Origin of the sequence: Streptomyces hiroshimensis (assembly GCF_014650335.1) — a bacterium.
Taxonomy (GTDB): domain Bacteria; phylum Actinomycetota; class Actinomycetes; order Streptomycetales; family Streptomycetaceae; genus Streptomyces; species Streptomyces hiroshimensis.
The window spans coordinates 365766-384579 of sequence record NZ_BMUT01000006.1 but is presented as its reverse complement, the minus strand read 5'-3'; the positions used below and the strand labels follow the sequence as shown (position 1 = coordinate 384579).

General features: G+C 71.6%; 14 protein-coding genes. 5 read left to right on the top strand and 9 right to left on the bottom strand.

The genetic code is table 11. The features are described 5' to 3' along the window. Window positions 1–626: 626 nt before the first annotated feature. Genes IE241_RS16730 through IE241_RS16720 form a run of 3 tightly spaced genes read right to left on the bottom strand, consistent with a single transcriptional unit; the run spans window position 627 to window position 6579 of the window. Window positions 627–5483, bottom strand: a complete 4857-nt coding sequence (locus IE241_RS16730) for a putative T7SS-secreted protein (RefSeq protein ID WP_190022524.1) — start codon at window positions 5481–5483, stop codon at window positions 627–629. Next, window positions 5483–6124: a hypothetical protein gene (locus IE241_RS16725; protein ID WP_190022523.1), complete on the bottom strand. Its 642-nt coding sequence runs from the start codon at window positions 6122–6124 to the stop codon at window positions 5483–5485. Before IE241_RS16725 ends, IE241_RS16730 begins: the two co-directional genes overlap by 1 nt. After that, window positions 6121–6579, bottom strand: a complete 459-nt coding sequence (locus IE241_RS16720; protein WP_190022522.1) for an SseB family protein — start codon at window positions 6577–6579, stop codon at window positions 6121–6123. Before IE241_RS16720 ends, IE241_RS16725 begins: the two co-directional genes overlap by 4 nt. 98 nt (window positions 6580–6677) lie before the next feature. On the opposite strand from IE241_RS16720, the gene IE241_RS16715 reads away from it, so the two are divergent. Continuing rightward, window positions 6678–8144 (top strand): amidase, encoded by a 1467-nt coding sequence (locus tag IE241_RS16715; protein ID WP_190022521.1) that lies wholly within the window; start codon window positions 6678–6680, stop codon window positions 8142–8144. On the opposite strand, the gene IE241_RS16710 is transcribed toward IE241_RS16715, so the two are convergent. Beyond that, window positions 8110–8580, bottom strand: coding sequence for an ATP-binding protein (locus IE241_RS16710; protein ID WP_190022520.1), 471 nt, complete (start codon window positions 8578–8580; stop codon window positions 8110–8112). The genes IE241_RS16715 and IE241_RS16710 overlap by 35 nt on opposite strands. Before the next feature lie 242 nt (window positions 8581–8822). Between IE241_RS16710 and IE241_RS16705 the strand changes: the two genes are divergently transcribed. From IE241_RS16705 to IE241_RS16690, 4 genes are all read left to right on the top strand, one after another. Next, the gene (locus IE241_RS16705; RefSeq protein ID WP_190022519.1) at window positions 8823–9674 is read left to right on the top strand and encodes a helix-turn-helix domain-containing protein; all 852 of its coding nucleotides are present in this window, start codon (window positions 8823–8825) and stop codon (window positions 9672–9674) included. A gap of 13 nt (window positions 9675–9687) precedes the next feature. Next, window positions 9688–9876 (top strand): DUF397 domain-containing protein, encoded by a 189-nt coding sequence (locus IE241_RS16700; RefSeq protein WP_190022518.1) that lies wholly within the window; start codon window positions 9688–9690, stop codon window positions 9874–9876. 190 nt (window positions 9877–10066) lie between these two features. Beyond that, window positions 10067–11356, top strand: coding sequence for a DUF1266 domain-containing protein (locus IE241_RS16695; RefSeq protein WP_229899382.1), 1290 nt, complete (start codon window positions 10067–10069; stop codon window positions 11354–11356). A gap of 128 nt (window positions 11357–11484) precedes the next feature. Continuing rightward, entirely contained in the window at window positions 11485–13020 is a 1536-nt protein-coding gene (locus IE241_RS16690; protein ID WP_190022517.1) for an alpha/beta hydrolase, read from the top strand. A gap of 30 nt (window positions 13021–13050) precedes the next feature. Here IE241_RS16690 and IE241_RS16685 read toward each other — a convergent pair whose 3' ends face one another. The 5 genes from IE241_RS16685 to IE241_RS16665 form a co-directional block, all read right to left on the bottom strand. Continuing rightward, window positions 13051–13269: a hypothetical protein gene (locus IE241_RS16685; protein WP_058045918.1), complete on the bottom strand. Its 219-nt coding sequence runs from the start codon at window positions 13267–13269 to the stop codon at window positions 13051–13053. 47 nt (window positions 13270–13316) lie between these two features. Next, window positions 13317–14993, bottom strand: a complete 1677-nt coding sequence (locus tag IE241_RS16680) for an acyl-CoA mutase large subunit family protein (RefSeq protein ID WP_190022516.1) — start codon at window positions 14991–14993, stop codon at window positions 13317–13319. A 214-nt stretch (window positions 14994–15207) separates the two neighbouring features. After that, window positions 15208–16212 (bottom strand): hypothetical protein, encoded by a 1005-nt coding sequence (locus tag IE241_RS16675; RefSeq protein ID WP_190022515.1) that lies wholly within the window; start codon window positions 16210–16212, stop codon window positions 15208–15210. Between the two features lie 815 nt (window positions 16213–17027). After that, window positions 17028–17777 (bottom strand): RNA polymerase sigma factor, encoded by a 750-nt coding sequence (locus IE241_RS16670; RefSeq protein WP_373300699.1) that lies wholly within the window; start codon window positions 17775–17777, stop codon window positions 17028–17030. Between the two features lie 34 nt (window positions 17778–17811). After that, window positions 17812–18777 carry a DUF4328 domain-containing protein gene (locus IE241_RS16665; protein ID WP_190022513.1) on the bottom strand — a complete coding sequence of 322 codons (966 nt, stop codon included), beginning with the start codon at window positions 18775–18777 and terminating at the stop codon, window positions 17812–17814. Between the last annotated feature and the right edge of the window lie 37 nt (window positions 18778–18814).

Here is an 18814-nt window from a genome sequence, read left to right as displayed (position 1 = left end):
GCCGGAGACGAGGCCGGCCGTCGCCTGCAGGATGCATGCGGGTGCGGTCTCCTACCGATACGGGCCGATGCCCGGCAGGAAAACGCGTCCGCATGCGCGCCACATCAATCCGGCAACCGAACGCAACCGAGTGACGAGTCAGCCAGGCCCAACGGAAACCGACGCGACAGCGGATGCCGCTGCACTGCCGTCGGCCGAGTTCACCCAACCGACGTGCATCTTCGGCGAGTTGACGCTGACCACAGTCCGGGCACGCCCCGTCGCCAACCTCCTCGCCGGGCTCTGCCAACGAGTTTCGACACCGTCAACCACAGGCCATGATCAACCATCAGCCCGACCTCGCGACAGACGAGACCGTCGCGTCGGGGTTCAGCTGCGATGCCATTGGTCCGCACAGATTCACTTTTGCCGCATGTGGCGCGTCAAGAATATCCGTACGGAAGTCATACCGCTCAATCCACTCTAGCCTCAAAAACGAGCATGCCGCCCCTTCTCCGACTCCACCAGATACAGAAAACGTCATTCCCGGATACGCCATCCCAGAAAGGCAGCGAACAATACACACCGCCCCCTCCTCACCTGAGGCAACAACCTCCAAGATTCGAAGCTGAACGTTTTCGACATTTTCATCCATGGCGGTAAGCCTCCGATACGAACTGGTTAATCTGCTCAGGCGACAGTTTCGGTATATCTCGCAGAAGTTGATCCAAGTCGCCTATGCCGATTCTCCTGGGGATGTCGATCCCCATGCCACTGAGGATCTCACGAGCCTTGGCGGCAGGTACGGCGAAGCCGGCACGCTGAGCGAGCTCAGAGGCGGGAAGCTCGACGCCAACCTCTGCTTCCGCGGAGATGTAACCCCTATGCGTGGGAATTCCTTCAAGGGAACTTCTAGGTACCCCCAGGACGACACCTTCACCAAACTGTTCCGAATGCGTCGCGAACGCAGTGGCGACTCCAGGATCTGTTGACGTGGGAGTGATACCCCACTTCTGTGTTCCCTGACTCCCACCGAAATCCGGAGTGGTGCCCCGGAACAGGTGTTCGCCATGTTCTTCATAGTCCGGCGCAAGCCCCAGCGGGTCCATCCACGTATGAGGATTGTGGACGTACGTCGCCGGATTCGGGGCCGGGGCCAGGCCCAAGGGGTCCGGGGAGGTGTAGCGGGCCGTTTCCGGGTCGTAGTGGCGGTGGTAGTTGTAGTGGAGGCCGGTTTCCGGGTCGAAGTATTGGCCGGGGAAGCGGAGAGGGGTGTACGTCGTGCTGTCGCGTGACCACGCCGTCGTGCCCCAGAGGGTCGAGCGGGTGCGCCAGGCCGTTCGGCCGGTCTCGTCCACCAGCTCCGTCGGTGTGCCCACCAGGTCGGTGACGATCGCGAAGAAGCGCCGGTCCACCTCGCGTTGGGGCGCGTCCGCCGCCGATATGCGTTCCGTCTGGGCTATCGGGTGGAGGCCGTTGTGGTCCCAGGTCAGGGTTATCGGGTTCGGCAGGGACGGCGACCAGGAGGTCTGTTCCGTCAGGATCGCGCCGTCCCACGTGAAGTCCACGCGTTCCGCCACCTCGCCCGACTCCGTCAGGCGTTCCTTGGCTGTGCGGCGGCCCAGCGGGTCGTACGCGTAGCGCCATCTCGTACCGTCCGGGGTGACCACCCCCGTCAGGCGGTCCTCCGCGTCCCACTCGTAGCGCCAGGTGTCCGCCTTCCGCGAGAGGCGGGTCTTCTGCCGGAGGGTTACGCGGCCTTGCTCGTCGTGTTCGTAGCGGATTCCGCCCGCGCGGGATATTCGCGTGCCCGTGTACGTGCGGACGCCCTGCGCCTCGGCGCCCGGGTGGGCCGCCGGCCACGTCGCCTCCGTCTGGTTTCCGGCCTCGTCGTAGACGTAGCGTTCCGTCCAGCCCGGGGCGTGGACGGCCGTCACGCGCCCCGCCGTGTCCAGGTCGAAGGTGCGGGAGCCGGTGGCGGTGTCCGTGATGCCGGTGAGGTGGCCGTCGCGGCGGTAGGTGTAGGCGCGGTGTTGGAGCAGTTCCCCCGTACCGTCCAGGCCCTGTGACACCAGGCGGCCTACCGCGTCCCACGCCGACGTCAGGGTCACCCCCTCTCCGAAGCGGCGGGCCACCTCCCGCCCCGCCGCGTCGTGCTCGACGTCGATCACGCGCCCCGACGCCGTCAGCGACGTCCGCCGCCCCGCCGCGTCGTACGTCCACGTGCTCACCGCCCCGCCCGGCGTCACCCGGCGCGTGCGTCGCCCGAGTGCGTCGTACGCGAAGGTCAGCGTCCGGCCGTTCGTCGTCTCCGACTTGATGCGGCCGACGCGGTCCCGGCTGTAGACGAGTGTCGCGTCCGGGCCCACGGCCTCCATCAGGCGGCCCGCCGCGTCATGGACGTACGTCGTCTCCGCCCCCGCCGCGTCCTTGCGCACCACGCGCCCCAGCACGTCGTGCTCGTACGCGATCGTCTCGCCCAGCCCGTTCGTACGGGCCACGAGCCGGCCCGCCGGGTCGTGCGCGTAGGTAAGGGTGCGGCCGTCGAAGTCGGTCTCGGCGACCGGGCGGCCGGCCGGGTCGTAGGCGTAGTCCCAGGTCAGGCCCTGCGGGTTGGTGACGCGGGTGAGCTGGAGGCGAGTGTTGTGCGTGAATTCGTGCCGTACGCCGTCCGGCCCGGTCCGGGCCGTCATGACGTCGAAGGGGCCGTACTCGTAGCGCGTGACCCCGCCCACCGCATCGGTGTACGTCGTGCAGTTGCCCTCGCCGTCGTACGTCCAGCGTTCCTCGGCGCCGTCCGCGGAGATGCGGCGGGCCAGGCGGCCCTCGACCGTCCAGGTGAGGCGGGTCGTGGAGCCGAGCGGGTCGATGACGGTCGTCACGCGGCCGAAGGAGTCCCGGCGGTAGCTGGTGACGGCGCCCAGGGGATCGGTGATCTCGGTGGGCAGACCGGCCCTGTTGCAGGTGAGACGAGTGGTGTTGCCCAGCGCATCCGTCACCGATGTGAGGTGGCCGGCGTCGTCGTACGCGTAAAACGTTTCCGCGCCCGCCGGGTCCGTCGTCGACGTACGGTTGCCCGCGTCGTCGTACGCGTGGCGCCAGGCCGCCCCGTCCGCTCCGGTCGTCGTCTCGGGCAGGCCGAGTGCGTTGTACGTGACCGAGAGCCGCCGCCCGTCCGGTCGGAACACCGACGCCAGGCGCCCGTCCTCGTCGTAGCGGAACTCCGTCCTGTGACCCAGGGGATCCGTGCGAGAGAGGAGACGGTCGTGACGGTCCCACGTGGACAGCGTCGTGGCGCCCGTGGGATCGGTGACGGAGACGATCTGGGAGCGCCGATTGATCGTGTAGGCGGTCGTGTGACCGAGCGCGTCGGTCACACGGGTGATGCGCAGGCCGCTGTCCGGATCCGGAAGCCCGTACTCAAGGGTGCACCGCATGTGCCCCTCGGTCCCCGACTCGTAGACGCAACGGTCCTCGTCGTCGTACGCGTACGTGTAATGCGTGCCGTTCCGGTCGGTCCACGACGTCACCCGGCCGCGCCCGTCGTAGGCGAAGCGCAGCGGCTGCCCGGACGAGTTGACGACCTTCGTGAGGTTGCCGTCCTCGTACCCGTAGCGGATCAGCGCCGTGTCCGCCGTGTCCGCCAGGTGCAGCGCGGTGATGCGGCCGGCCTCCGCGTCCGTGGTGATGCGGATGCGGTAGCCCGAGTCGTGGGCCATCGCGACCGGCGTGCCGTCCGCCTCGTACTCGAAGGCGATCCAGTGGCCGTTGCGGTCGCTCAGCTGGTGCAGAAGGGCCAGGCCCTCCCCCGGGAGGCCGTAGGGGGAAAAGTGCCGGGTGTGACCCGTCTCCGGGTCGGTCACGCTGTACGTGCCGTCGGGCTCGATCGCCAGCGGCCACCGCGGGCCCTTCGCCGGATACGTGGCGACGCCCGGGACCGGATGCGGGTACTCCAGCAGCCGAGCGTGCTCGTCGACGAAAATCACGCCTTCGGCGTCGATCTCCAGCCGCTGGTCCAGGGTGCTCGCCCACGAGGGGCCGAACCACCGGCCGCAGTCGTAACCGGACTTCACATGCCGGGAAACGAGCAGAGGGAGCGCGCCGGGGAGGGTGACGTCCGTTTGCGGCAGGAACATGCGGCCTGTCGCGATGTCCACCGGGTCCGTGCCGCCGGATTCGACCTTCTTGGGGTCCGTGTTCGGCTCCTGCGGCTTCTCTTTCGCCGCCCGCCGCGCCGCGCTCTCCGCCCCCTCCTCCCCGGCATCCCGCGCCCCGGCCTTCGCCCCGGCCCGCGCTCCCGCCCTGGCCCCGGCCCGCGCTCCCGCCCTGGCCCCGGCGCGCGCTCCGGCCTGCGCGCCCGTCCTCGCCGCGCTCACGCCCGCGCGGGAGCCCGCTCCGGCGATGCCGCCGCTGGTGAGGCCCATGAAGATGTTGCCGGTGAGCCGGCCGCCCGCCTCGGACGGGTCCGAGCCCCAGCCGGGGCCGAGCAGCGCCCCCGGAATGCGCTCGGGGTGGGACGCGAGGGAGACGAGTCCCGCAGCGGTGTTGTTGATGCCGGTGACGTACTCCGCAGGGTGCGTGACGTTGTACGGGTCGAGCGGATCGAGGCTGCGGGTGAACTTCAGCAGATCCGTACCGGACCGGAAGACGCCGCCGCCGAAGTGGAGGAGCTCGACGTTCGCGCCCGCCGCGAAGTCCTGGACGTCGCCCTTCATGCGGTTGTGGAAGGCCGGTTCCTTCGGGGCGGCCTCGACGGCCTTGTCGATACGGGACTTCGCCTCGCCCGCCGCCGTGTTGCGCTGCTTGCGGGCCTCGTCAAGGATGCGGTGCGCCTCCTTGATGTCGGCGGCGCCGGGGTCCTGGAAGGTGCCGGGGCGCTCGCCCGGGTTCTCACCCGCCTTCACCTTCGCGTTGTACGCGTCGACCTTGTCGTTGTGGGCCTTGACCGCCTTCTCCGTGGCCTTCGTACCTCGCTTGTAGAGGCTGACGGCCTCCACCGCCTGCTTCTGGGCCCAGCGGACGGTGTGCGCGTACGAGGTGAGCGCGCTCGCGGCGCTCTCGCAGGCGTCCGCGGCCTGCGCCCACTTCTTCGGCTCCGGCGCGAAATGGGTGTCGAACCCGTGCGCTCCCTCGCCCTTCCACTCCCCGGAGTGGACCCGCTGGAGGCCGGAGTGCGCGGTGTTGAAGGCCTTGTGGAAGCCCTGCAGGTGCTTGGCGGCGGCCTCGATGCCCCAGGGCTCGCCGTGGATCAGGGCCAGCGGGTTCTCGGTCTGACCGAGCTGCTGTTCCTTGATCTCGGCGCCCATCTCCGAGGCCGTGCGGTCGCCCAGGTACTTGACGGCGAGCGCCTCGTCGTGGGCGCCGATCTTGTCCAGCCCCTTGGCGGCCTTGTCCGCGCCCCACTCGACGGCCTCACCCGCCTTTTTCTCGATCTTGTCGAGGCCCTTTTCGGCAGCCTCGCCGACCTTGTCGAAACCCTTGACCAGGGGATCGAAGACGCCCATCAGCCGCGGCCCTCCAGCTCGTCGGCCAGCTTGTTCGCGGCCTCGGTGCCCTGGCGGCCGAGCGGGCCCTTGCCGAAGCCGTTGGCGGCGCCGGTGGAGGCGTCGCGGACGGTTTCGGCCCAGACCCGGCGGCTGTCCTCCTCGGACTTGCGGAAGGACTCGGCGCTGTAGTCCGGGTGACTGAAGTCGTTGACGGGGTTGTCGGCGAGGATCTCGGACATCGACTTCTTCTCGACGTCCTCCTCCGCGAGGTGCGGGTTGCCCATGACGGCGTTCACGCCGACCTTGAACGTGTCCCGGATGTACGCGTCCTGCTCGTGGTAGTAACCCGCGGCGAGCCCCACGCGCTGCGCGAACTGGCTGCCGTCCTGGACCAGGGCGCGGACTCCCCAGTCCCACCGGGAACAGAAGGACTTGAAGGCCGCGGCCAGCCCCTCGTGTCCCAGCTCCACGCCGCTGAGGGCGAGTTCGTCGAAGCCGCGGCCGACCGCCGCCTCGCCGGGCGTGCCGAGGGACTTGAGTTCGCCGATGGCGCCGTTGATGCCCTTGGTGATGTTGTCGAGTGCGGCGGAGTCGGCGGCGAGGCCGTTGCCACCAGCGCCAGCGCCAGCACTGCCGTTGCCGTTGCCGTTGGCGGTCATGCGGCGCCCTCCCCGACGCCGGCCCCGGCCCCGGCCCCGGCCCCGGCCCCGGCATTGACGTCAACGTCCGCATTGACGGCGTACGCGTCCGGGACGATCCCGGTCACCGGCGGGAACAGCATGGGATACGGGCTGCCGACGTCGAGAGCGACACCGGCCGGGACGCCGACGGCCGGCACCACCACGTCCAGCAGCCGAGCGCCCAGCACCGTACGGTACGGCCAGTCGGTCGTCCCGTCTGCGCCCTGAGCAAGGGCGAACCGTCCGAGCGCGGCCTCATCCGTGAACGCGTAGATCCAGCGAATCCCGCCGTACTCGGCGGACCACAAACCGTCCTGACCGTCCGACGGAACCAGTACCGCCGCCCTGCGGAACCAGCCGACCAGTGCAGCCGGCCGCCCCTCCTCCGCATGCAGTGCGCGTATTTCGTCCGTCAACGCCGTCGATGACGTCACTCTCGCCTCCCCAAGCCAGAGGAAGGGTACAAAATGAGGCCAGAGGTGCACTCACGGTATTCGGAGCGAAGGGCTCCGAGCTACGGGGGAGGGGCCGAATGACGGACTCGACGGATGTAACGCACTTAACGGATCTGACGGATAGTGGGCTGGCGGAACAAGCGCGGGCGCTCGCCGCAGGCGAGGTCACCTCGCGAGCGCTCGTAGAACACTCGCTGGCCCGCATCGCGGAGACGCAGCCGCTGCTCAACGCGTTCCGCCGCGTACGGGGCGAGGCCGCACTCGCCGAGGCGGACGCGGCGGACCGGCGGCTGGCGGCGGGAGAGGCCGGTGGGCGGCTCCCGCTGCTCGGGGTTCCCCTGGCGGTGAAGGACGACGTCGATGTCGCGGGCGAGCCCACCGCCTTCGGCTGCGCGGGCGATTTCCCGCCGAAATCGGCGGACAGCGAGGCGGTGCGGCGGCTGCGGGCCGCGGGCGCGGTCATCGTCGGCAAGACGAACACGCCGGAGCTCGGGCAGTGGCCCGTCACGGAGGGCCCCGCGTTCGGCGTGACGCGCAACCCATGGAGTACGGAGCACACGCCCGGCGGCTCCTCGGGCGGCGCCGCGGCAGCCGTCGCCGCGGGGCTCGTACCGGCGGCGCTCGGTTCGGACGGCGCCGGTTCGATACGGATCCCCGCCGCCTGGACGCACCTGGTCGGCATCAAACCGCAGCGCGGCCGCATCTCCACCTGGCCCGAGCCGGAGGCCTTCCGCGGCATCACCTGCCACGGCCCGCTCGCCCGTACGGTCGCCGACGCCGCGCTGCTGCTGCAGGCGGCGAGCGGCAGCCACGCCGGGGACCTGCACCGGCCGCCGCCCGTGGACGTGCTTGCGGCAGCCGAGCGCGACCCGGGCCGGCTCCGGATCGCCCTCTCCCTGCGCCCCGCCTTCGCCGCCGCCCGCCAGTGGCTCGACCCCGAGGCGCGCGCGGCGACCGTTCGCATCGCGGAGCGGCTCGCGTCCCTCGGACACGAGGTGATCGAGGAGGAACCGCGCTACGGGCTGATCGGGCTCACGTTCGTGCCCCGCTCGATGTCCGGCGTACGGGAGTGGGCCGGGCGCGTCCCCGACCCGGCCCTGCTCGACACCCGCACGAAGGTCAACGCGCGCGGCGGACTGCTGCTGGGCGGCGGGGTCCTGCGCGTGGCCCGCGCCGCGGAGGAGCCGCTGCGGCGCCGCGTAGGGGAGATCTTCGACCGCTTCGACGTGATCCTGACCCCGACGACGGCAGTGCCGCCCCTGCGCAACGGGGAGCTGTCGGACCTGTCCAGCAGCCGTACGGACGCGGCGATGATCGCGGCCTGCCCGTACTCCTGGCCGTGGAACGTCCTCGGCTGGCCGGGCATGAGCGTCCCGGCGGGCTTCACGGCCCGGGACCGGCTGCCCCTGGGTGCCCAACTCCTCGGCCCGGCAGACAGCGAGCCCCGCCTGATCTCCCTTGCCGCCCAACTGGAGGCGGAGGAACGCTGGTTCGAGCAGTGGCCTGACCCTACGTATGCGGAGGCGACGCCGGCCTGCGCGTGATCGAACACCAGACGGCCTTGGAAGGGCGACACGTAAAGCCGTGCGGCGAGGCGAAGTGCCCCCAGCTGTCGGCGAGCGAACGGAGGAGCGTCAGGCCGCGGCCGTTGTCGTCGTAAGGGTGAGGGGTGGCAGGTGGAGCCGGTGGGAGAACGCCGCTGTCCCAGGCGGTCAGCGTGAGGATCTCCCACTGCGACCAGGAGATACGGAGTTCGGCGGCGTCGTCGGTGTGCACGATCGCATTGGTGAGCAGCTCACACGCCAACAGCTCTGCGCGTCCCATCAGCTCACTCAGACCATGGGCCGCCAGCGCGGCGCGGATGGCACCGCGAGCGATGGGGACGGCCCGGGCGTCGTTGGGAACGCGCAGGCGGTACTCGAACGGCTCGATCTCTTCATGGGCGAGGTGAACCGGCTTCGGGGCAGGCAGGAGCAGCATGTCGCCTCCGGCGGGGTGGGGTGAAGTGGCCTGAGGCCCGGTGTCATTGCCGCGGTCGCCACTGCGTGGGGGCAGGGCGGGGCGGTGCGCTTCCGGGACGGGACGGTGAGCTCACGGTGTGAGCTGCGCGACACTCAACGTAGGTGCCATTTTTGGGACTGCGCAACCGATCCCGTGAAGTTCGCCCCATCGGGGCTCGCTGTGACACATTGGCGCCGCAAGCGCGCGAGAAAGAGGACGACATGGCGAGGCGGACCATCGTCACGGCCCGGCAGGCGCGACTGGGCGCCGAGCTCCGGAAGTTGCGCGATCGGGCGGGCGTCTCGGCACGGGACGCTGCTGCCGCTGTCGGGCGCGACCAGGCGTGGCTGTCCCACGTGGAGGCGGGCAACGCTGCGGCAGGAGGGGATCGGACGCGGATCCTGGCAGCGCACTACGGCGTACAGGACGCCGCCCTGATCGACGCCCTTGCAGAGCGGGCTGCGGAGCGAACACGGGGGTGGTGGGAGACGTACCGGGGACGCATGCCGAAGTCTGCACTGGATCTGGCCGAACTGGAATGGCATTCGAGCGCTCTGCGTAATGTGCAGGTCGTCAATGTGCCAGGGCTGCTGCAGACTGAGGACTACATGCGCGCTCTCTTCTCCTACGTGGCCAGTGACCTTGAGTTGTGTGACCTAGATACGGCCGTCGAATTTCGGCTGCAGCGTCGTAAGGTGCTTGAGCGCAATGATCGGCCGACGCTCACGGTGATCGTGCACGAGGCCGCGCTACGCATGAGGGTGGGCGACCGCAAGGTTGCGCGCGGCCAACTCGACTTCTTGCTGGCAGCATTCGAATGGCCTGACACCACGATTCGGGTGCTTCCGTTCGAGGTTGAGGGCTTCGCGGGAATGGGGTACTCAATGCTCTACGTAGCCGATCGGGTGGCCACCTTCGATACGGTCCAGGTGGATCAAATGCATGGCAACCTCTTCTTTCACGCTGAGGAACAACTTGCCAGGTACCGCGATCGTTGGAGCAAGCTGGGCAACGTGGCACTCAGTCCGTCGGAGTCACGTGACTTCATCCTTCGGATCGCACGCGAGCTCTAGGGGGAAGGCGCATATGATCACCTGGCAGAAGTCCACATACTCGGGAACCGGGGACGGTGGCAACGACTGCGTTGAGGTCGCCGCAGCAGGCGAGGCGATCGCCCTCCGCGAGAGCGACACCCCCGCCACCGTGGTGCGGGCCACCCCACGCGCCCTCGGCACCCTGATACGTACCCTCAAGGCAGGAACCGGCCGGGGCTGAGATCCGTGGGCTGAGGGCGGGTCAGAACAGGCTGGCAGCAGGGGATGGGTAGGTGACGGCCTTTCGGGCCCGTAAATCAACCGGCCGGCGACAGTGCGCAGCGGATAAGTGACCCGAGGGTGCGATCCGGGCGCTACTGCGAGAAGCTCTCCCACCATGGCAATCGATAGAGTTTTCGACCATGGGCATGATGAACACCGGGGAGGGGCCCGTCAGTACGCCGCCGCAGGCCGTGGCACCCCCACCCCCCTGGCAGGCGCCGACCGCCGTCGAGCGTGGCCTGTACGAGGCGAAGATGCGTGGTGACTGGCCCGCCTACTTCGATGTGCTGGGCGGGGCCGATCTGTTCCTGGCCATCTCGCGGCAGCGAGCCGACGCGGCGCCCGACACCGTGTTCTTCTCGCCGTACTGGAACCCGCAGACACAGACCGAGTGCCTGGCGGTCTTCACCGAGGGAATGCTGCCGGCGCCCGTCGCCGATCCGGTCTTCGAGGCGCGCTCTCTGGGTTGGTACGCCCGTGCGTGGGAGGCCGGCGACCCGCCGTTCCTGGCGGTCAATCCCGGTAGTCCTTGTGAAGCCTTCCTGCCGACGACACCCGCTCACCGGGCCGTCTGGCAGCAGCACCACGAACGCGCTCGCAACGCGCAGAGCGCCTGCGGCCATTCTCACGCGCACGGCAAGCTGCGCGCCCTCCACGTGGGCGGGCCCCTGCACGGTCCGGTCGCCCACGGACTGGCCTGCGCAGCGCTGCTGTTCGTGAAGAACGGCGAGCTGTGGAACTCCATGGCCTATCACGGCTCGGGCTATCACCACGAGCGGTACCGGCTTGAGAAGTATTGGGGGGTCACCAGCCGGGAGGACTGGTTCAGCACCCAGGAGCGGCTGCTCAACGCGGACGTGATCAGTGGCGTGTGGCAGTTCGTGCTGCGCATTCGGCACGTACTCGCCCGGGACTTCGCCGGGGCCGTCGCCATCGAGCACTGGCGTGAGAGTGCCGAGCGCGTGCTCCGGCGCAGCATCGCCGAGGCCGGCGAAGCCCGGATCACCCCCGAGGGAGTCATCCCCGCGGAGCCCGTCTCGGCAGCCGAGGCCGAGTCGCAGGCCGCGGGAGTGCGGCGGATGATCGGGCGCATCGCCCGCTACGAGGCCCGCTTCCGCGCCGACGGACTGCTGCCGGAGGGCTCCTTCATCCGCACCACGGAGGCCTGGGACTACGGACGTGCCTCCGGAATGGCCCGCTGGGGGCTCGGAGCGCGTTTCTGCACCCTGCCGGAAGCCGAACAAGCGGTCCTCCGCGCAGGCCGCGCCGCCCAGGGCGCCTACCGCTCCTGGGAGGAATTCTCCGCCGGGTACATCCTCGGGCGCTGCCTGCACTTCGACGAGGAGGAGTTCGGCCCGTGGTACGAGGAGATGGTCGACGCACACCGCATTCTCACCACCGACCCCGCCAGCCCCTGGCTCAACATCCCCTGGAAGTAGGGCGAACGGGCCTCAGAAGCGGTTCTCGGGAACGACCCTCACGACCCTTACGGGTGTGGATATCCCTACCTCCGCCCGGGGAGTTGGCCTCATGGGCAGTCGATGGCGCGTCGGACAGCCTTGGTCTCATGAGATCCCGTAGCCGTAACAGCCTGCTCCTGGCCCTGTCCGCCGCCGCCTGCGCCACCGCTCTCACCGTCCCCGCCCATGCGGCCTCCACCCCGCACCCCGGTGGACTCGACTGGCGCCCTTGTACCGCTGAAAACAGCGCCCCCGGCACCGAGTGCGCCACCCTCCCCGTCCCCCTCGACTACCGCAAACCCGGCGGGCCCACCGTCGACATCGCCGTCTCCCGGCTGCGGAGCGACCGGCCCAAGGCCCGCCGCGGGACTCTCCTGCTGATAGCCGGCGGGCCGGGAGGGTCCGGAGTGGGGGACGTGGCGCAGCAGGGGGAGAAGGTGCGGAAGGCGACCAAGGGGGTCTACGACGTCGTGGGGATCGATCCGCGCGGCGTGGGGGGTAGCACCGGAGCCGACTGCGGGGTTTCCGCGGACGACCGGCAGCTGGTCGACTTCCGGGCGTGGCCGCGGCCGGACGGGGACATCTCGGAAGGGGTGGCCCGGGCCCGCCGGGTCGCCGAGGCGTGTGCCCGTAACGGTGGTGACGTCCTGCGCAGTCTCACCACGCGCAACGAGGCCCGGGACATCGACAGCTTCCGCAAGGCGCTGGGTGAGGACAAGCTGTCCGCCGTCGGCGTTTCCTACGGCACTTACGTCGGTGCCGTCTATGCGCAGATGTTCCCCGAGCGCACCGACCGCTGGGTGCTCGACAGCAGCGCCGACCCCGACCCCACCCGCGTCGCGCGCGGCTGGCTGGCCAACATGTCGCAGGCCGCGGAGGACGCCTTCCCCGACTTCGCCCGGTGGGCCGCCGACCCCGCCCGCGGCGAGGAGCGGCTCGCCGAGCGCGCCGAGGACGTGCGCCCGATGTTCCTCGCCCTCGCCGCCGAGCTCGACCGCAAGCCCCGTACGTTCAAGGACACCGGCCACCGGCTGACCGGCAACGTCCTGCGGCAGTCCCTGCAGATGAGCCTGTACGACCGGGAGCGCTACCCGACGGTGGCCAGGCTGATGCGCGCCGCCCGCAGCGGCGGTGACGGCCCGCTCACCGTGGCCGACCCCTACCCCGAGCCGCTCTCGCAGCGCGATGCGGCGGTGTTCGCGGGCGTCGTCTGCAACGACGTGGCCTGGCCGCGCGACGTCTCCTCGTACGAGCGGGCCGTGGCCGCCGACCGCGCGCGGTATCCGCTCACCGCGGGCATGCCGGCGTCCATCACTCCGTGCGCCTTCTGGAAGGACCGGCCCGCGGAGAAGCCCACCCGCATCACGTCCCAGGGGCCGTCCAACATCCTGATGGTGCAGAACCTGCGCGACCCGTCGACGCCGCACCGCGGGGCGCTGAAGATGCGCGAGGCCCTTGGTGACCGTGCCCGCCTCCTCTCGGTGGACGCCGGCGGTCACGGCGTGTGGCTCGACACCGGCAACGCGTGCAGCGACCGGGCCGTGAGCCGGTTCCTCGTCACCGGTCAGCGGCCGGCCGGGGACACCCTCTGCAAGGCCGAGGCCCCCGAGTCCCCCGAGGCCCCCGCTCAGCGCTCCAAGTAGGCCGGGACCGCGAGGCTCGCCGCCGCCCGGTCAGAACAGCTGCTGCTGCCCGTCCGTCGGAGGCTCCTCCGGGTCGAACAGACGCGGCTCCGTCGCCAGCAGCGGGGCCGAGCGGCGCGAACCCGGGCAGGAGATCAGCTCGTACGAGAAGGCCGGGCGGCGGCCCGGAGGGTCGTGACGGGCGTAGCGGCCGCCGACGACGGCGATCTCGCGGGTGCATACGGGGCAGGCGCGGCGGGGAGCGGACATACCCTCCAGTGTCTCTTACGGAGCACAGTGCTCCTGAAGAACTGCGCTCAGAAGACGTCCGCCGGCACGTGTGTCCCCCACACCTCCCGCAGCGCGTTGCACACCTCCCCGACCGTCGCCCGCGCCCGCAGGGCGTCCTTCAGCGGATACAGGACGTTGTCCGTCCCGGTGGCGGCCTTGCGCAGGGCCGCCAGCGCCGCCTCCACCGCCCGGCCGTCGCGCTCCTGCCTCAGCCGCGCGAGACGCTCCCGCTGCCGGGCCTCGATGGCCGGGTCGACGCGCAGCGGCTCGTACGGTTCCTCCTCGTCGAGCCGGAAGCGGTTGACGCCGACGACCACCCGCTCGCCGCTGTCGGTCTCCTGCGCGATGCGGTACGCGTTGCGCTCGATCTCGGCCTTCTGGAAGCCCTGTTCGATGGCGGCGACCGCCCCGCCGCGGTCCTCCACCCGGCCCATGAGGTCCACGGCGGCCTCCTCGACGGCGTCGGTGAGGGACTCGACGGCGTAGGAGCCGGCGAAGGGGTCGACCGTGGCCGTCACGTCCGTCTCGTACGCCAGCACCTGCTGCGTGCGCAGGGCCAGGCGGGCGGCCTTGTCCGTCGGCAGGGCGATGGCCTCGTCGAAGGAGTTGGTGTGCAGGGACTGGGTGCCGCCGAGGACGGCAGCGAGGCCCTGGACGGCGACGCGCACGAGGTTCACCTCCGGCTGCTGCGCCGTGAGCTGGACGCCCGCCGTCTGGGTGTGGAAGCGCAGCATCTGCGACTTCGGGTCGCGGGCGCCGAACGTCTCCTTCATCACGCGCGCCCAGATCCGCCGGGCCGCCCGGAACTTGGCGACCTCCTCCAGCAGCGTCGTGCGCGAGACGAAGAAAAAGCTCAGGCGCGGGGCGAAGCGGTCGACGTCCATGCCCGCGGCCACGGCCGTGCGCACGTACTCGATGCCGTTGGCGAGGGTGAAGGCGATCTCCTGCGCGGGCGAGGCGCCGGCCTCGGCCATGTGATAGCCGGAGATCGAGATCATGTTCCACTTGGGGAGCTCGGCGCCGCAGTACGCGAAGGTGTCGGCGACCAGCCGCAGCGACGGCTTCGGCGGGAAGATGTACGTGCCGCGCGCGATGTACTCCTTGAGGACGTCGTTCTGGACGGTCCCCGTGAGCCGGTCCGCCGGGACGCCCTGCTCCTCGCCGACGAGCTGGTACATCAGCAGCAGCAGCGCGGCGGGGGCGTTGATGGTCATCGAGGTGGAGACCTCGCCGAGCGGGATGCCGTCGAAGAGCACCCGCACGTCCTCGACGGAGTCGACGGCGACGCCCACCTTGCCCACCTCGCCGCTCGCGATCTCGGCGTCGGAGTCGTGGCCCATCTGCGTGGGGAGGTCGAAGGCGACGGACAGGCCGGTGGTGCCGTGGGCGATGAGCTGCCGGTAGCGGGCGTTGGACTCGGCGGCGGTGCCGAAGCCGGCGTACTGGCGCATCGTCCAGGGGCGGCCGGTGTACATCGTGGGATACACGCCCCGCGTGAAGGGGTACGCGCCGGGCGCGCCGAGGCGCTCCGCGGGATCCCAGCCGTCCAGGGCCCCGGGCCCGTAGACGGGCTCGAAGGCCTGCCCGGACTCGCTGAGCCGGGGCGGGCGCACCGCGCCGGGCCGCCCCGCTCCCCCGCCGTCAGGATCGGCGCCGCCGGGCCTGACGCCGTGGGGCCTGCCGCTGTCCGGTTCGCGCGCCATGGGCGTCCCGCCTCCCGCTGCTCCCGCTGCCGCTCGGCACATCCTGCAGACAGGATGCGCCGACCGGGACGCACGGGGCAGCCCCGACACGGGTGAGAAAGAGGGGGGCGCGGGCAGAGCCGGGGGAAGAGCCCCGCCCGCGCCGATGCGCATGAGCCGACGGTATGGGGGGAACTCCGGCTCGTGCGCAGCCGATGACCAGTCGGCTCACTACCTACAGCGCCGTGGGGTCGGAAAACGTCACACCGGGGGCCGGAACGGTGAAACGGGGATCGCTGCGGACGGGCGGCACAAGGCGGGTGAGACGGCCCGGACTGTCCCAGTCGCCGCCGTCGTCACCCGTGCCGCCGGCCTTGCCGGAGCCCTTTCCGCCGCCGGAGCGCCCGTCGCCGGAGCCGGAGATCGTGCCGGAGCGGGCGGGGTCGCCGCCGTCGGCCGACTTGACCGCGTTCTCGCAGAAGGCGCGCAGGTCGGCGTCCTCGCCGAGGCCTGCGGCACGCTCCAGCGTCCGGACGGCGTCCTCGTCGACGCTGTCGCGGCGCTGCTGGGCCGCGAGGTAGTCGCGGCACAGGCGGGTGGCCAGGGGGCCGGCCTTGGTGCCGTCGCCGCGGCCGTCGTCGCCCTTGTCCTCACCCTTGCCTTGGCCGGGGCGCTGCGACGGGGACGCCGAGCCCCCGGGCCTGTCCCGGTCGGCGGGCGCGGCGCTCCGGCCGGAGCCGGGCGTGGGCGAACCGGAGCCGTCGGGCCTGCCGGTGCCGCTCGGGCTGCCGTCCGGGCCGCGGGACGGCTTGCCGCCGGGCGACCTGCTGCCGTCGGGGGACGCGCTCTCGGCGCGGTCGTCACCGAAGGCGGACACGCTCGGCGCCGCCGCGGGCTGCCCGCCCGAGCCGCCGAACGGCCCGGGCAGCACGCCCGCACCGGCGGCCACCGCGACGCCGCCGATCGCACAGCCCGCCAGCGCCATGGCCAGCGCGGCCTTGACGGGCCGCCAGCGGGAGAACAAACCGGACCCGGTCGCGGGACGGCCCGCGGGCACGCCGAGCCGCACCGCGGGCTCGGGCTCGGGCCCGGCGGCGAAAGCGGGCGCCTCCTCGGCGACCCGCGCCGCGCGGAACGCCGCCAGCGCCGCGTCCTCCCCGGGCAGGGCCCGGTCGGCGGGGGCGGGCGGCGGTACCAGCGACCGGAGCACGGCAGCGAGCCGCTCGGCCTCGGGCGGCACGGGGTGGCCGTCCGGCCGGGTTCCGAATACGGGGTGGCCGTCCGGCCGGGCGCCCGATGCGGGGTGGCCTTCCGGCCGGGTGCCCGATGCGAGGTCAGCCGGACCGCCGGGTGAGGGGTGGCCGTCCGGCCGGGCGCCGGATACGGAGCCAGCCGGGTCACCGGGTGCGGTGGCGGCCCGACCGCCGGGTGCGGCGTCGGCTGCGGCCGCGGCGGATGCACCGGGGGTGGTGTCGGTCAGACCGCCGGTTGCGGCACCGGCTACGGGGTGGCCCTCCGGCCGGGTGCCCGATACGGGATCGGCCGGACTGCCGGGTGCGGCACCGGCCGCGGCACCGACGCCGGCCGCGGCTGCAGCATCGGCTGCGGCTGCGGCTGCGGCAGATGCACCGGGCGCTGTGCCGACCGGCCCACCGGGCGCGGCTTCAGAGGCACCTGCCGCTGCCGGAGCAGCGGAGCCACGGGAGGCGGCCGAGGCGCCGGAAGTGCCGGGGCCGCCCGGCGCATCGGGCGTCGCCGAGGCACCGGATACGCCGGATACGCCGGGAGCCCCGGGACCGCCCGCAGCGTCTGCCGTACCTGAGGCACCGGAGGTGCCGGAAACGGCCGTGGCGCCGGAAGCAACAGCAGAGATGCCGGACGCACCGGCGAAGTCGGACGCCCCCGAAGCCGCCCGCGCAGCGGACCCGTTCGTGGGGTCGGCGGGGTCGGCGGAGTCGCCGGCCGGGGCGACGGCCGCCGTTCCGCTCAGCAAGCGTTCCACGGCGTCGTCGTCCAGCCAGTCTTCCAGCCAGTCGTACCGGTGGTCATCCGCCATCACATGTCCTTCTGCGTCCGCGCACGCATTTGCGTCACACCGGCAGAAGCATTCGCTCCGGGGGGAGCCCCGGGGTGTGCCCGCCGCTGCTGGGGGACGGTGTCGGTGACCGGCTTCCCCGCCGGCCGGTCGGCGCCACCGGGCGCCGGCGCCGTTCCGCTTGTCCCCACAGTCCCGGACGTCCCGTCGACCCCGTCCGTTCCCGACGTCACCAATTCGGCCAGCCGGCGCAGCCCGCGGTGCGCGGCGGTGCGCACCGCTCCCGGGCGCTTGCCCAGCACCCCGGCGGCGCTCTTCGCGTCGAGGCCGACGACCACGCGCAGCACGACGGCCTCGGCCTGGTCCTGGGGGAGCCGGGCTATCAGGGCGAGGGTGTTGCCGGTGCCGAGGGCCTCCAGGGCCTCCCCGGCGGTGTCGGCGTCGGCGGCCCGGCCCGCGAGCTCGCTCTCGTCGCCGCCGATGGCCGGGCGCCGGCCGCGCATCCGTATGTGGTCCAGGGCCCGGTTGCGGGCGATCCGGGCGGCCCAGCCGCGGAAGCGGTCGGCGTCACCGGCGAACCGGCCGAGGTCACGGGCGATCTGCAGCCATGCCTCGGAGGCCACGTCCTCGGCGTCGGCCTCGCCGACGAGCGTGCGTACGTAGCCGAGCAGGCGGGGGTGGACGGAGCGGTAGACCGTACGGAATGCCGTCTCGTCCCCACCCTGGGCCGCGTTCACCGCGGCCGTCAGCTCGGCGTCGTCCCCCTGCACGCCCTCATCCTGCACCACTCGGAGATTCCGTGGCTCAGTAGCCCGCCGGCCCGCTGCCGTAAGGATTCTGCGGCGGGTGGGGCCAGCCGGCCGCGGGGCCGCCGGGCTGCTGCCCGGGGACATACCCGGGCGCGCCGTACGGCACACCGGAGGGAACCGGACCGCCGGCGCCCGACATCGCGCGCTGCTCCTGCAGGCGGGACAGCTGGCGGACGACGAGGATGGCGAGGACGCCGGCCACCGCCATCAGCAGCGTGCCGAGGCCGGAGAGGGTCGCCGAGTTCTTCAGCGCCTCGGCGTCCTCGCGCCAGGTGGAGCCGTCGTAGCCCTTGGCGGCGATCCGCGCGGAGGCTCCGAAGCTCATTGCCGACGAGAGGACGCCGCAGACGCCGGAGGCGAGCCAGACGGTCCACCAGGAGTTCAGCAGGCCCTTGGAGGCGCCCTGCGGGGCACTGGCCTTGTAGATGTCGTTGACGATCTGCTTGGGGAACCAGAAGTTGACGACCGGCGTGAACCACGCGCCCGCGGCCCAGCCGATGCCGAGGCGGTGGCTGCCGGGCGCGAAGAACTCGGCGTTGATCCGGGCCCGGCGGAACCAGATGGCCCAGAGCGTGGCCGAGGCCGCCAGGGACAGGACGTACAGCAGCGACGCGATCGTGGCCGTGGCGTCCGCGTCCTCCAGGTCCTCCTGCGTGGTGGAGGTCACGCCGTTGTCCAGCACGTCCTGCAGCGCCATGCGCGTCTGGGTGTCGGTCCAGAAGACGAACAGCAGCGCCGCCACGCTCACTCCGAGCGCGGTCATCAGCGCGATCCGCATGCCGCGGCGCAGGTCGACGCCGCCGACGGGCATCGGGGCCTGCGGCATCGCGGGGGCGTACGGGTACCCGTAGGCGGGCGCGGGCGCCGACGCCATGGCCGCCTGCTGCTGGTAGGCACCGCAGGCGGCGCAGCGGCCGTCCGGGCCGACGGCGGCGGCGCGGCAGTGACCGCACGGATACATAGGTGAGAACCCCCTGGAACGTGACCGATTTTCCCGC